A 14,003-nucleotide genomic window follows, 5' to 3' on the forward strand; every position below is an offset into this window, starting at 1 on the left:
AGTTAGTTATGTCTGCAGAACGTGCGTTAACCGCCTTTGCCGGATTTATGGTGTTGTTGTCTGTGGCACTCACCTGGTTTGTTCATGAAAACTTTCTGTGGTTTACCGTGTTTATCGGCGCGAACCTGTTTCAGCAAAGCTTCACTGGTTTTTGTCCGGCCACCATTATTTTACGCAAGGTGTTTGGCTTTAAAACTGAAAAAGAGCTGGCCCTAAATCAGTAAGTTTATGAAATTTAATAAGTAAGCATAAGTAAGTAAATGCTTACTTTTTAACCTTTACTCATTGAAGGATGTTCCCATCCGTTCCTTGCCCCGGCTGTTCAGGGGCTTTTTTTATGCTGTCATGCAAGCCAGCATATCTTGTTCAATTTGCGCCCAGTCGAGTTTCTGAGTACTGATAATTTCAATGCGGCTATCCCGGCGGTACGCCACTTTATCGAAATCGTGCTCGTCTTTTACCCGGTTATAAAATACCCATACCGTACCGATTTTGATGACACCCTTAATACGACTAATATGGTCAAGCTCATTAAGAATGGCTTCGAGTTGCCAGTAATCAAAGCAATCATCGCGGTGGAAAATCCAGCCGCAGCTGAACAGGCCATTGCCATCGCCGGTTTTTCGCACTGGCTTACCCGGCGTAGCGCTTTCAGCATGGTGGCCGTGTTCATGTACATGCTCATGCTGGTGGTCGTGATCGTGGTGAGTGTGATGATGTTGGTGAGACTCAGGAAACTGCGCTTTAAGCTCACCGTTTCGTACCACGTCCAGTAGCGCTATATCGATAACCGAACGGGTGGTGCGGCCCACGTATTGCTTGGGCGGAAACATAGCATTCAGACCATCTTCTGTGGCATCAATCTGCTCTGCACTGGCCAGATCGCATTTGTTAATCAGAACCACATCGGCAAGGTTTAACTGGTCGTGAAAGGTTTCGTTGTTAATCACCTCAGGCTCGCCCAGAGAACGCGGGTCCAGCAAGCAGATGGTGGCGCGTAAATCCAGTTTATCTCTGAACGCGGGGCCGGTAAGGGTATCGATGATCCCTTCCGGGTGCCCGATACCGGTGGGTTCTATAATCAGCCGGTGGGGCTTGGCCTGTTCAATCAGGGCGCGCACCGTTTTACCCAGAGAAGCGCCAAGGGCACAGCAAATACAGCCGCCAGCCAGCTATTTTACGTGCAGACCGTTTTGGTCGGGTAACATTTCCTGATCGATACCCACCTGGCCGAACTCATTCACCAGAATGGCCCAATTTTCGTCCTCTGGCTTATTAGCCAGCAACGCATTGATGGCGGTGGTTTTGCCGACCCCTAAAAAGCCGGTAATGATATTGGTGGGGATCAACGGGGTGTTCTGGCGCATAACTTCTCTTTCGCTTTAAAAAATGAAACACTGCAAACAGTAGCAATATTAGTTCAGTACAGAGTGGCGTTATAGTATAACAATTCAAGGGCATGCAGCATGTAACGCCCGGTAAAACACCATTACTGAATAATGCATAAAGTGAAAGAGCCACCCTCGTATAACCACCAAAGAGAACGCGCATGGCCATTATCGATCCGCTGGTTGCGGATGAATTATTACCTTCCCTCAATGCTTTAATGCAGCTTACAGAGCAGTCGCCACCATTAAATGGCGCTAATCTGGGCTTTTACCGTAAGCGCGCAAGGGTAGGCGGTAGCAAGCCCCTTGAAGATGTGCCTTTTGAGGTGGCAGAAGTAGCGGATGGGCCGGGATACCGAGGATTTAGGCTTTGGTTAATCAATACTAATCCGGATGCACCGGTGCGGCCAGCGGTACTGCACTTTCATGGCGGTGGGCTGGTCATGGGCAACTGCCAGAATTCTCTGCCGCGCATGCAAAGTCTGGCCAACACCCTGAATTGCGCAGTGGTCTCGGTGGAATACGGGCTCGCGCCTGAAGTGCGGGCCGACGAAGCACAATTACAGCATCAGGCCGCTCTGCATTGGCTTACTGCCCGGGCAACTGAATTGGCTATCGATAACAGCCGAATCAGCCTGCTGGGCGTGAGTGCTGGTGGCTGTCACGCAGTGAACCTCGCGTTACATTGTGCTGACTCAGCGGATTTTAATTTGGCTGGCATGGCGCTGCTATACCCCATGCTGGACGACAGAACCGGCAGTACCGTGATGTCGCCCCCTCATCAGGGAAAGTACTTATGGACTGCCGAACAAAACCGCTATGGCTGGCGCACCTTTTTAGGGAAAGCACCGGGCAGTGATAAAGTCCCTGATCATCTGGTACCCGCCAGAGCCGCACAGCTTAACGGATTGCCATCCACCTACATTGCGGTGGGAGAGCTCGATTTGTTTTACGCTGAAAACGTGACCTTCGCCAAAAAGTTAGCGGCCGCGGGCATTGCTACCGAGCTTTACACCGTACCCGGTGCCTTTCATGCGTTTGAATCGGTCGCCCCGCAAAGCCAACTAGCGAATGAGTTTAATCAGCGCCTGTTGCAGGCATTGGATCGGTTTTGCCACTAGTCAGCTCTCTATTCGATATCAATTAAAGTATGAGTGATGTTCATGTATTAATGAATTAATGTCACTTTTATTCATATGAATCGGCGCGTATAACTCTCTCAAGTTCTGAACACAGCAAGTGTTTGGTGAGTTTTTAGTTCTATGAGCAGGGTAGCAGACGACCATGAAAGATGATTTTAGTTTTACCATAAAGCGCGTTTGTTTCGATGAAGATTACCGTCCATCAGACAACACGCGAATTACCACTAATTTCGCCAACCTGGCCCGCGGTGAATACCGCAAAGCGAACTTGCGTAATGCGCTGGCGATGATAGATAACCGCTTTAATGCCCTGGCAAACTGGGACAATCCGGCGGGCAATCGCTACCGCGTGGAGCTTGAAATTATCTCGGTGGATATTGATATTGACGATAGCGGGCAATCCTTTCCGACAATCGAAATGCTGCAAACGTATATTGTTGATCAGCAGACTAACGAACGGATTAAAGGCAATGTCGGCAACAATTTTTCTTCGTATGTGCGTGACTACGACTTCAGTGTGCTATTGCTGAATCATAACAAGCATCAAACCGGCTTCAGTATTCCACAGAACTTCGGCGAGCTGCACGGTAAACTGTTTCAGTGCTTCGTAAGTTCGGATGAATACCAGCAGGCTTTTGCCAAGCTGCCTGTCATTTGTTTGAGCGTGTCCGACAGCAAAACCTATCACCGCACGGAAAATCAACATCCGGTACTGGGCGTTGAGTATCAACCGAACGAGTCTTCGCTTACGGAACTGTACTTTCAGAAAATGGGCCTGAAGGTGCGCTATTTCATGCCGCCTAACAGTGTGGCACCACTGGCGTTTTACTTCTTTGGCGATCTGCTGAATGACTACAGCAACCTCGAATTGATTAGCACTATCGCTACCATGGAGACTTTCCAAAAAATTTACCGGCCTGAAATTTACAATGCCAATACGGTGGCGGGTCAATGCTACAAACCGGATTTAAAACACTCTGACCACTCAGTAACGCAGATAGTGTATGACCGCGAAGAGCGCAGTCAGCTTGCCATTGAGCAGGGGCGGTTTGCCGAACAGCACTTTATTAAACCTTATCAGGCCGTACTCGAGCAATGGTCGGCAAATTACGCTAATTCATAACAGATAAGCAGGATTATTATGAAAAATCTATTACCTGTGTCGAGCGCCGGCAGTCTACCCAAGCCGGTCTGGCTGGCACAACCTGAAACGCTGTGGTCGCCCTGGAAACTGCAAGGTGATGCGCTGGTGGAAGGTAAACAGGATGCATTGCGGTTGTCGCTGCAGGAGCAGATCAGGGCGGGCGTTGATATTGTCAGCGATGGCGAACAGTCCCGTCAGCACTTTGTTACTACATTTATCGAGCACCTTAGTGGCGTTGATTTTGAAAATCGCAAAACGGTAAGAATTCGCAATCGCTATGACGCCAGTGTGCCGGTAGTGGTGGATGCAGTGACCCGGCCAAAGCCGGTCTTTGCCGATGATGCATGGTTTTTACGCCAGCTCACTGATCAACCGATTAAATGGGCCTTGCCCGGCCCGATGACAATGATTGATACCCTTTACGACAATCATTATAAGAGTCGAGAGAAGCTGGCCTGGGAATTTGCCAAAATTCTCAACCAGGAAGCCCGGGAACTGGAAGCCGCTGGCGTGGATATTATTCAGTTTGATGAGCCGGCCTTTAACGTGTTCTTTGATGAGGTGAATGACTGGGGGATCGCCGCGCTGGAAAGAGCTATTGAAGGCCTTAAGTGTGAAACCGCGGTACATATCTGCTACGGCTATGGCATAAAGGCCAATACTGACTGGAAGAAAACCCTGGGAGACGAATGGCGCCAGTATGAGGCGGTATTTCCTAAACTGCAGCAGTCGAATATCGATCTGATTTCGCTGGAGTGTCACAATTCACGGGTGCCCATGGAGCTGATTGAATTGCTGCGTGGTAAAAAGGTAATGGTGGGGGCTATTGATGTGGCCAATACTGCTATCGAAAGCCCCGAAGAAGTTGCTGATACCCTGCGCAAAGCCTTACAGTTTGTTGATGCAGATAAGCTTTATCCGTGCACTAACTGCGGCATGGCACCTCTGTCTCGCGAAGTCGCGAACGCGAAATTAGCGGCGTTGAGTGCTGGTGCGCAAATCGTGCGGAATGAGCTTGGCAGGTAGGTCTGTGCTCAAGCCCTACTCCTATAGATTTTCCCTAAAAAAGACAGCCCCCGCGATTCAGGGGCTGTCAAAACATGTGCTGACTACTTGAAGTGTTCTTATTCCTTGCCCGTAAAAACTTCTTTAGCGCATTTTAATGCCAGTGATTGATTTTAGTGCTTGCATTAGAATTAAAGCATACTCAGCCACTTTGTTTGCCTGATTCTTTCTTCGACTCATAAGCGGCGCTTACTCCTGTACTCTTGGTTAATACGTCAAGGTAATTCAGGTTATTGCTACATTTCGTTATCAGGTCCACTAACTCAGATAGCTCATTACCTTTTACATAATAGAGTCGTTTGGATAATGCATTCACTTCTCGCTTCATGGTTTCGCTACCTTCACCTGAATAGGTTTGTACGACTTGGTTAAACTTACTATTCAAGTAGTCGTTCATTGTCTTCTCTGTTGGCAATGAACCCAATAGAAGCGCAATAATTATGAAGCCATCATTTTGTCCAATTGAAGAATTCTCACGCTTTCTTCTTGACAGTAGCAGTCCTAAAAGCAACCAGGCGGCGTCAGCAATCTCCAGAGCCTCCCCATCTCCCTGACTATCTTCCTGGTATTCTGTCAGGCGCATAAGGTCCATTCTAAAGTGCTGAATTAGACCCATTGCTCGAAGTTCTACCAGGCCTATGCCGAAGTTTCTTGCTCCTTGATTTAATCCACTTAATACATTGAGGACGTCAAAGAATTCATCGTCGTCATCGACGATGTTTTTTACCGCCTCCCTGTCTTCTGCAGAGGTAAAGAAACTTTCCGTATAATTTTTAACGACCTTATTATCAGAGTAAGATCTTCTGTTATTGTCAGCTTGTACGGAAAACTGTAGTACGGAACGAAAAACAGAATCTTTAAGTGCTTCTTCGATGGTTTCAACCAGTTTTTCCAGTTTTTCTTCCAGTTTTTCCTGCAGCATCTCTTCAAGTTTATCTTGCTGCTTTTCCTCTAGTTTATCTCGCACTATTTTTTCTAATTTTTCATGCAAATTTTCTTCAGGATCACTAGTTACTGTAGGCTTTACTATTCTGTCATCTTTCCCAGGTTTGGGGTTGATTAGGTGAGCCCGTTGCTCCGTGATGTACAGGTCCTTTGCATACAGAAGAACTGCTGCGCACGCTCTTTTTGTATCAGATATAGAACGTGTAAGTCTGGAGTTCAAATCTGAGATACGTTCAACATGTTCTTCCCATAAGCGAATTTGTTCCCGTATAGAGTCATTGAGTTGAATATTTTTGGCGATACCAGCAATCCGAATTGCGACGACCGCGCCGGCGAAACCCAGGGCCCAGCCACCAAGTGCGTCAAATAGGCCCGTATCTTCTTGCGATAAGTCAGGCCTCATTAACTCGGTGGGGAGTAATTGAAATTTGATAGTCAACCAAAACAGGGCAAAAGTGAAAGTACCGAAAAATAATGTCAGTATGATTAGTTCGCTAACAGGTCCAAACAGGACCCTCCTAAACCAGCTTGCTGGATTAACCTTTGTATTGGTATTGCTCATTAGATACCACCTTGGCTTCTATTATCAGCACCGTTGGACAGAATCTCCTCAATTGCCTTTCTTTGTTTTTCTGTTATGCCACCAAGTTTGTCTTTAATCGAATCAATCCACTGATGGTTCTCAGACTCAGCTTTATAGTTATCGATGAGGCCCTTTAGCTTACCTTCAGCAGCTTCACTATCCTCCAGCATTAGTGAAAACAATTCCTCATAAGTACGTTCTGTGAATTGCAAAATAAAAGTTACAAGGCGGTGTATCTGTGTGGAGTGTAACGTCCCTTTACCGAGCGGAATATCGATAGATATTTTTAGTTCGCCATCTCTTGGATCCAGAGACATTGATAAAAACTTATATTCAAACTGAAACCAGGCTATTGCCATACTTATTAAGCTGTATTCGGTTTTATTCAGATCAAATTCATAAAGCCACGGGGTTTCAAAACGCAGTAGGTCGCTATCTGAGTAATTTATAACTATTCGAAGGCTGGCATCTCCCTTAATGTTGATGTAACTGTCTGTGGAAAAACCAAAAATAAACCGCTGTTTGTCTTCATCGTGTTTGAAGGAATAATCCTTCTCCTCGAGATATTGCTTTACCGCATCAGCAATTGATTGTGGTGCGTCGACTCCGGTGGTCGAATCTTCGACCTGCAGTACTTCCTCCGGCGCATTCTCGATAGCTTCATGCGCCGTTTTTACAACACCAAGTAAAACGGTTTCCGCACTATCTAAAATAGCCTCAAATTGTTGTTCATAGCTGCTGCTTTCTTCTCCCGTGGCATCATAAACAACCGCAAAGCCGTCCTCGTCCACCATTATAACCAGGCCGCTTTCTTCATTTTTCTGTTGAATCTGTTCTTTATCTTTCAGGTGCAGAAATTTTTGTGCTAACTCTGTAAGTGGGCTTTCACTGTAAAGGTTGTAGAAAAGGTGGACCTTATTCTCATTACCATACAATCTGATCGAAACAGGTAATGTATTTTCTTCTCTTTGACGAGAAATGATAAATGGCTGCTCTGAGGTAACAGACCAGTTTTCTTTTTGATCTGCTATATGGGTAAGCAGTTCGCGGTATTCTTGCGCTGAACTCATTAGTGACTCCTTTCAAAAACTACAAATACGTTGTCAACTGACTACATGTGAGGGTATATCAATAGCGTTAAGTAATAACCTATCCACTACGTTAGATTGTCATTTAAATTGAAAAGTGTCACTAATTCAATAGCCTAATTGCTTAATAAAACTGCGAGAGACTGAGCTCTGCGGAACTATTGCTATTAAATTTATAGGTGTCATGTCACTATAATAGTTATTCTCAGTTCATGTATTACAGGGATCGTTTACCTTGAGAACGTTGTTACTTTTTGCGAAATATATCGCACTGGAAGAAAGCCAAAAAAAAATTGATTTAGACCACATCGCGGCGTCTTTTTTGTGTCTGAAGCCTTTTGCTAAAGATCATTCGGAACTCTTGTTTGGAAAGCTCCAAAACAGGTTTATGCCGGTTGATATTCGCGAAGAGTTTATGGCAGATCGTTATAAAAACGATCTGAGTAGTGTATTGCTCAGCTATATGGCTGAGAAACCTGTTTTACCATTTTCCGAACAAGTTTCCTCCTTTTTACAAGAGCTTCGTCCAACTGCTTCTGACGATGATTGGGTGACGGTTACTGAACTATTTGTCTTACCCGAGATGGCTCCTGATTACCGGGAGAGTCTTAAGCACCTTGAGCAACTCAAAAAGGCGTTGGGTGAAGAAGTGGTCGGTCAGGAACACGCAATTGAAGACCTGATTGACAGTATGTCGAAAGCCGTATGGCAGCCACAACAAAACAGGCCGCAGGGAGTGTTTTTCTTTGCGGGGCCTCCTGCATCGGGAAAAACGTTCTTAGCGGAACGTTTTGCCCATCATTTGAAGGGTGAGTACCAGTATCGCGCATTTGATATGACTCAATATACTAATGCTAACGAGAGTTTTGGCTTAGTCGGAGCTAAAAAAACTTATGATGATTCTGCGCCAGGTGAACTGACTACATTCGTTGAGAAATTTCCGAAATCGATCATTGTTTTTGATGAGTTTGAGAAGGCTCACACTCAGGTACTATTGTCTTTGCTTCGGATGCTCTCTGCGGGCTTTGTGACAGACGAATATACGCAAAAAGATATTGATTTTCGCAATACTATTATTGTTTTCACGTCGAATCTTGGGGAGGCTGTTTATAATAAGCCGGATTACCTCAAAACTATAGTGGATCAGCCTGTGCAAGCCCGGGCTGCAATGATCTCGCACCTGCGAAACGAAACTAAAATCGAACGAAGTCACGAAGTAAAAGCGATACCGTCAGAGCTACTTTCTCGCCTATCCCAGGGCAGTATCATATTGTTTCGCTCACTGGGTATTAAAGAGTTAATGCTGTTATCCGGTAAACAGTTGAATCGCGAACTAAGCTTTTTCACTCAAAAAAGCAAAATCGATTTTCTGCCCTATGAAAATGATTTAACTCGCCTGTTATTATCCACATTTGCGCCGTTTTTTGATGTGCGTGATATCAAATCGAATATCACTGCGAAAGTGGTTGACCCGGTAACTGACTTTATCAGAGCCCATCCTGAGTCGGACTTTAACCAAGTTCAGATTAAATTAGGCGCAGATATAAAAGACATGCTTGCCAATAATGAATTTTCTGAGCATTTCAACGCGTTAAAGTTACGCGGAGAAGTGTTGTACATGGAAACATCATGTCGAGCGAATGGACAGGTACTGATATTAACCTACTCCAATCCAAAGCAAGAATTACTCTTACATGTGGATGATGTGGAAGCTGATGGCGGTATTATATTGGATATGCCTGATGTTGGCTTTGACGACATCGCCGGCCATGACGTCGTGAAACAGCGCTTGCTGGAGACAGTCAGAATTTTAAATCATCGGGAACAACTTAAGCATGCTGGTGTAGAGCCTCCTAAAGGCATGGTGTTATTTGGCCCCCCGGGAACAGGAAAAACTATGTTGGCGCGAGCACTCGCCAGTGAGGCTGGCCTGCCAATAGCAACCTGTTCAGGTACTGATCTGCTGTCTGATAATTTCATAAAAGAGCTGTTCATTCGAGTTAGGAAATACGCACCTTGTATATTATTTATTGATGAGATTGATGCATTGCCGAAGCGAGGTGAAGCCGGGTCTAGAGCTGACGCGCTAATGAATCGCTTGCTGACTGAGATTGATGGATTTAGTAAAAATAAAGGCGCGGTTTTTATTGTCGCGGCTACCAATCGGCTGGATAAACTTGATGAAGCATTATTACGTTCAGGAAGGCTTGACCTTCATGTCCATGTTCCTTTCCTGGATAAAAATGCCAGGCGCTGGTTTATAGAAAAATTCTTGCAGTACGACGTTTACGAAGAGTCTATAGATGTTGATTTAATCGTATCCCTAACGGCTGGTATGAGCGGTGCAGATTTAGAGAAGGTTCATCGGGAGACAGTGCTTCAGGCTTTGAGTAAGAGTACCGGCAAAATTTGTCAAAGTACGATAGTGGAAGAAATTAATATTCTTAAGTATGGCGCTAAACGAACACTTGATAAGTGCGAAAAAATGCTGGCAGAGACCGCCTTTCATGAGGCTGGCCATGCTGTTATCTCAAAAGTTTTGATGCCAGAGAGAATAATTGAACAAATAAGTATTGTGCCCAGAGAACAAGCTTTAGGTATGGTGGCCTATAGTAGGGAACAAGATGTTGATTATACAAAAGCTTTTTGGTTCTCGCAGACATGTGTAGCTTTAGCTGGTCGAGCTGCCCAGGTAAAACAGTTCGGAGACGAAGGGTTAGATACTGGTGCCATTAGTGATTTGAAGCAGGCTATGTGGTCTGCCTGGAATCCTATTGCAAGGTACGGAATGCATCCCGATAGTTACAACTTAGACACCACTGTGTTACATGAATGGAGCGGTGAAGTTCACTTCAAATCTCAGACTGAAAAGTTAGTCAAAGAGTGGCTTGAGGAAGCAACCCTTAAAACTGATCAATTAGTTGATCAATACTGGGAGCAAATAAGCAAAGTTGCACTAGCCTTGCTGGAAGAAGAAGTCTTATCAGAAGAGCAGTTTAAGTCATTGATAGAATAGAACAGTAAAAGTGGAACACGTTCTATTTCTTCAGCCTTTGATAAACAGATATCCAGTCATCAACACTCACTTTGCTGACCAGCTCGCCAATTAAGTCGTAGGGGATGTGTTTGGGATTTTTGAAACGGATACAGCTCTTACCCATATCGAGTTTGGTAGGGACGACTTCGGCGTAACGGACCCGAAACCAGCTTTCGAGTTCAGGCATGGCGTAGATGCCCATATGGTAGAAGCCATAATGGTTTTTCTGCACGGCGAGGTTCATAAAAGGCAGTGGCAGAATCGGATCGCAGTGATAGCCCGCCGGGAATAACTCATGAGGCACTACATAGCCAATCATGTTGTAATTAATGCATTCGCAAAAGCCCTCGGGCAGGCTCGCCAGTACGGTCTGACGCAATTGCGTTAAGACCGGCTGTTTATCTTGCGGCTGCGCGGCAATGTACTGCTCTACTGATGAGAAGCTTGGTGCGTTGGGCATAATGGCTCCTGACTAACAGGGTTAAACTGTTTGATTAGCTACTATGCCCTAAAGGTTGTCCTGATTGCCAGCAAGGTGTTGCAGAAATTGAAACGCCTGTTGAGGGCTCATGGTTTCCGGCAGGAACTCAGTCTGGCCCATCTCTTTGAGTAAATTAGTAAACTCGGCACTGCCGCCGGCATAGCCCATTTTCCACTGTTTGAAAATGGGAGCGGTGATTTCCTCATAGCTGATAATAGTGATTTCGTCATGGCGGGGATCATCAGCAATATCCAGGTAAAGCTCGTTAACGGCACTGCGTTCGCCTTCCAGTGCCTGCAAAAAATACTGTTGTTCGTAGGAAAGCATTCCACAAATGCCCTGAGCTTGATTGTTACGGCGGGCGGTGTCGAGAATAGATTTCAGATCGCTAAGTGACATTTCCCGCGAGGCATGGCTGTAATACACCAATCTCACTAACCTCATGACTATTTTCCTTATTTACTGATTACGCCGGAGTTTGCGTAACAGCAAGCAACGACTATCTTTCAAATATAGCAGAGATTTCAGAAACGGCTGTGTTAGGTAAACGTATGGAAAATCCCGTGTTTTTGGTGAGTCAAAGCCCAGACTTAGCGGCATTTTTGCCGGATAGAACCATGAAAAGCGAAAATCTGACCAGCCTGAGGAACGCTAAAAAGAAACTACGCAGTTGCAAACCTTCACTGGTAATACTCTGTGTGGGTTTTGATGATGATATCTCTCTTTGTCAGTCAGTAGCTAAGTACATTCGGCTGGGACTGGCTAACCAGGATACCCGCATCATTCTCATGCATAACCCCACTCAGCAACTCGACGAAGTAGTCTGGCTGGAAGAATACCAAATCAATGCCTGTTTAACAGCGTCTGAAGCGAAAGCAAAGTTTAATGCCAGTGTGCTTAAACGTGAGCTGGCTACCTTTGAGTATATTGAAAACACTTATCGTCAGCACGATGCAGAAACAGAAATGCTGGTTTGTATCACTCGTTTTTCACGTGGTGATGAAAAGCTCACCGCGCTGCTTTCTACCTTCTCGAATGCGCTGGCGAGGTTATGCCATGCCCACTGCAGCTTTGAAATTTACCTGGAAAACACATCGCGTTTTCGGGTGCGTAATTCCGACATTGCCGGCAAAGACCTGGTAAAAACCTTGCAGTCACTGTTATCAGAGGGCGGGTTGCCGGCCAGCCTTGCTCAGGCAATTGAAGAACAGCGCCCGCAAATTCATCTGCTGGATGAAAGCGGCGGGCTTGAACCGATAACCCAGCTAATCGAAACCCATATTGGTAGTTACCTTGCGTTTCCTATTGTGGTGTATAAACGGGTCGTGTGTTTACTGCTTTATCTGATCCCGGAGCAGGAGATGGACCGAGTTTCAATGAAGCAGATTACGATTATCAATAAAGCGGCCGAGCAGCTTACGGTGTTGTTGGAGCGCAAACAGGCTGAGTCGAGCCTGAAAAAACAATATACCCGTTTGCGAGATACCCTGCTGGAGCTTAAATCCACCAAACAGGCACTGGCACACAATGAAAAGCTCGCCAGTATCGGTCGTATGGCTGCGGGTATCGCTCACGAAATTAATAATCCACTGTCGTTTGTGATCAGCAACTTTTCGTCGATGGATAGTTATCTGGATAACATTATTCAGTTGCAGTCCATGCAGAGCGAGTTGTTAACCGCCATAGATATTCAGCAGGATCAAAAAGCGGCTCATCTCAAACAAAGCCTTAGTGAATTTGAAGAGCAGGCGGGTATACCCTTTGTTCTGGAAGATATCCGGGCCATAGTCACCGACTCGTTCAACGGCTTGCAGCGGGTTAAAAATATCATTAGTGACTTACGGTCATTTTCCCACAATCAGACAGGCGAGAAAGCGGTTTGTGACCTTGCAGTACTGTTCGATGACACGCTGAAAATAATGCGGTATGAACTGGAAGATAAGATCAATATTACCCGGGATGTGACCTTTGACGGGGTCTTATATACCCACTCAGGATTAATTGAACAAGTGCTGGTAAATATCATTAAAAACGCGGTGCAGGCAATGGAAGCCGCGCACACTGCTGAACCGGCAATTCACATTAGTGCCGCGCAACAGGGGGCGATGTTGCAGATTCGCATCCGCGATAACGGCCCCGGGATGACCGCAGAAACCCAACAGAAAATATTTGAGCCCTTTTTTACCACCAAAGCCATTGGTGAGGGCACCGGACTGGGTTTATCGGTGGTCTATAATATTATGCAGCGACTCGATGGAACGATTGATTGTGTGAGTGAACCTGGCGCTTATACCGAGTTTACCTTGTTACTGCCGTTGAAGCAGGAAGAGCAGCCCGCATAATATTATCAGTGCTGATTTAGCTGCCAGCCGAATGCCCGGTAGATTCTCACTTTACTGGAATGCCAGTGATTTTTCGGTAACGCGGGAGCCTGGGCAATCAGTGCCGGATAATCGATATCCTGGTGTGACAATGGCCTCACGTGCGCGCAATAAACGGTTGAAGGCTGCAGTTTACTTATCCGTTCAAGAGAGCGTTTATACTGGTTAGGGTGGCATACCGGGTAAGGCGATGTCAGTCGCTTTTTGACTGACACAATCAAATCGGCAACATAAATCTGCTGGCTCGGCCGGTGTAACAATGAAATATCATGGTTAGTATGACCAGGCGTGTAAATGACCTGCCAGTCGTCAAAAATGGGTAGTCGTTGTTCGTCGCTCAGTCTTACATCCGGTTGCAGTGTGGGTGTGTACCAGATATGCCGCTTGGGTTTACCTAACTTTCCGGCGACCCACCAGGTCAGCGCCACATCAATGGCGTGGGCTGCACGTCCGGCGATACCGCGATACCAGCCAGGGGCCTTGGGATGACAGGCTAGCAGTGCACCGCTGCGCTGTTGTAACAGCCTGGCGCCACCAGCGTGATCGGGGTGCATGTGGGTAACAACAATCAGCTTCAGTGCAGACAAAGACTGGCCAATTTCAGCAGTGATATAACGGCAAACGGTCTCTACATCGGCGCGGCTGCAACCATCCAGCAGCATCAGTCCGGCAGAATCCTCGACCAGATAAATGTTTTCGATATAACCAGGGATAGCATGAAGTTGCATAAACACCCGCTGCGTGAATCA

12 protein-coding genes and 1 pseudogene are annotated in these 14,003 nt (G+C 46.1%); 6 read left to right on the forward strand and 7 right to left on the reverse strand.

The genetic code is table 11. The annotated features are described in order from the left end of the window. Window positions 1–8 precede the first annotated feature (8 nt). Window positions 9–224 carry a YgaP family membrane protein gene (locus tag AC27IB_RS09935; protein WP_123324623.1) on the forward strand — a complete coding sequence of 72 codons (216 nt, stop codon included), beginning with the start codon at window positions 9–11 and terminating at the stop codon, window positions 222–224. Window positions 225–335: 111 nt separating this feature from the next. Here the strand turns inward: AC27IB_RS09935 and AC27IB_RS09940 are convergent, their stop codons facing one another. Together AC27IB_RS09940 and AC27IB_RS09945 are read right to left on the reverse strand one after the other, a co-directional pair. Continuing rightward, complete coding sequence (locus tag AC27IB_RS09940; protein ID WP_487120699.1) at window positions 336–833, reverse strand: CobW C-terminal domain-containing protein; 498 nt, start codon at window positions 831–833, stop codon at window positions 336–338. A gap of 9 nt (window positions 834–842) precedes the next feature. Further along, window positions 843–1,367 (reverse strand): annotated as a pseudogene (locus AC27IB_RS09945) (CobW family GTP-binding protein); the annotation flags it as partial. A 182-nt stretch (window positions 1,368–1,549) separates the two neighbouring features. Between AC27IB_RS09945 and AC27IB_RS09950 the strand changes: the two are divergent. From AC27IB_RS09950 to AC27IB_RS09960, 3 genes are all read left to right on the forward strand, one after another. Then, window positions 1,550–2,509 (forward strand): alpha/beta hydrolase, encoded by a 960-nt coding sequence (locus AC27IB_RS09950; RefSeq protein WP_487120635.1) that lies wholly within the window; start codon window positions 1,550–1,552, stop codon window positions 2,507–2,509. A gap of 163 nt (window positions 2,510–2,672) precedes the next feature. Beyond that, window positions 2,673–3,653, forward strand: a complete 981-nt coding sequence (locus AC27IB_RS09955; protein WP_296047850.1) for a DUF1852 domain-containing protein — start codon at window positions 2,673–2,675, stop codon at window positions 3,651–3,653. A gap of 18 nt (window positions 3,654–3,671) precedes the next feature. Then, window positions 3,672–4,700: a methionine synthase gene (locus AC27IB_RS09960; protein ID WP_296047847.1), complete on the forward strand. Its 1,029-nt coding sequence runs from the start codon at window positions 3,672–3,674 to the stop codon at window positions 4,698–4,700. 181 nt (window positions 4,701–4,881) lie between these two features. Here AC27IB_RS09960 and AC27IB_RS09965 read toward each other — a convergent pair whose 3' ends face one another. Next, the gene (locus AC27IB_RS09965; protein WP_296047846.1) at window positions 4,882–6,246 is read right to left on the reverse strand and encodes a hypothetical protein; all 1,365 of its coding nucleotides are present in this window, start codon (window positions 6,244–6,246) and stop codon (window positions 4,882–4,884) included. Beyond that, on the reverse strand, window positions 6,246–7,337 hold the full coding sequence (locus tag AC27IB_RS09970; protein WP_296047843.1) for a hypothetical protein: 1,092 nt from the start codon (window positions 7,335–7,337) through the stop codon (window positions 6,246–6,248). Before AC27IB_RS09970 ends, AC27IB_RS09965 begins: the two co-directional genes overlap by 1 nt. Before the next feature lie 253 nt (window positions 7,338–7,590). Between AC27IB_RS09970 and AC27IB_RS09975 the strand changes: the two genes are divergently transcribed. Then, entirely contained in the window at window positions 7,591–10,371 is a 2,781-nt protein-coding gene (locus tag AC27IB_RS09975; RefSeq protein ID WP_296047840.1) for an AAA family ATPase, read from the forward strand. Between the two features lie 22 nt (window positions 10,372–10,393). Here AC27IB_RS09975 and AC27IB_RS09980 read toward each other — a convergent pair whose 3' ends face one another. Continuing rightward, complete coding sequence (locus tag AC27IB_RS09980) at window positions 10,394–10,852, reverse strand: DUF1801 domain-containing protein (protein ID WP_487120639.1); 459 nt, start codon at window positions 10,850–10,852, stop codon at window positions 10,394–10,396. A 48-nt stretch (window positions 10,853–10,900) separates the two neighbouring features. Then, complete coding sequence (locus tag AC27IB_RS09985; protein ID WP_487120641.1) at window positions 10,901–11,317, reverse strand: BLUF domain-containing protein; 417 nt, start codon at window positions 11,315–11,317, stop codon at window positions 10,901–10,903. 173 nt (window positions 11,318–11,490) lie between these two features. Between AC27IB_RS09985 and AC27IB_RS09990 the strand changes: the two genes are divergently transcribed. Then, complete coding sequence (locus AC27IB_RS09990; protein WP_487120643.1) at window positions 11,491–13,215, forward strand: sensor histidine kinase; 1,725 nt, start codon at window positions 11,491–11,493, stop codon at window positions 13,213–13,215. A gap of 5 nt (window positions 13,216–13,220) precedes the next feature. Here the strand turns inward: AC27IB_RS09990 and AC27IB_RS09995 are convergent, their stop codons facing one another. Beyond that, a complete protein-coding gene (locus AC27IB_RS09995) occupies window positions 13,221–13,982 on the reverse strand; it encodes an MBL fold metallo-hydrolase (RefSeq protein ID WP_296047831.1) in 762 nt (253 codons plus the stop codon). Window positions 13,983–14,003 lie beyond the last annotated feature (21 nt).

It is taken from the genome of Alteromonas sp. 4NH20-0104 (genome assembly GCF_057547795.1).

Coding starts and splice junctions, on each gene's coding strand:
- AC27IB_RS09940 (WP_487120699.1), bottom strand. CDS start 833: ATGTTTCCGCCCAAGCAATACGTGGGCCGCACCACCCGTTCGGTTATC.
- AC27IB_RS09990 (WP_487120643.1), top strand. CDS start 11,491: ATGAAAAGCGAAAATCTGACCAGCCTGAGGAACGCTAAAAAGAAACTA.
- AC27IB_RS09970 (WP_296047843.1), bottom strand. CDS start 7,337: ATGAGTTCAGCGCAAGAATACCGCGAACTGCTTACCCATATAGCAGAT.
- AC27IB_RS09950 (WP_487120635.1), top strand. CDS start 1,550: ATGGCCATTATCGATCCGCTGGTTGCGGATGAATTATTACCTTCCCTC.
- AC27IB_RS09965 (WP_296047846.1), bottom strand. CDS start 6,246: ATGAGCAATACCAATACAAAGGTTAATCCAGCAAGCTGGTTTAGGAGG.
- AC27IB_RS09995 (WP_296047831.1), bottom strand. CDS start 13,982: ATGCAACTTCATGCTATCCCTGGTTATATCGAAAACATTTATCTGGTC.
- AC27IB_RS09980 (WP_487120639.1), bottom strand. CDS start 10,852: ATGCCCAACGCACCAAGCTTCTCATCAGTAGAGCAGTACATTGCCGCG.
- AC27IB_RS09960 (WP_296047847.1), top strand. CDS start 3,672: ATGAAAAATCTATTACCTGTGTCGAGCGCCGGCAGTCTACCCAAGCCG.
- AC27IB_RS09935 (WP_123324623.1), top strand. CDS start 9: ATGTCTGCAGAACGTGCGTTAACCGCCTTTGCCGGATTTATGGTGTTG.
- AC27IB_RS09985 (WP_487120641.1), bottom strand. CDS start 11,317: ATGAGGTTAGTGAGATTGGTGTATTACAGCCATGCCTCGCGGGAAATG.
- AC27IB_RS09955 (WP_296047850.1), top strand. CDS start 2,673: ATGAAAGATGATTTTAGTTTTACCATAAAGCGCGTTTGTTTCGATGAA.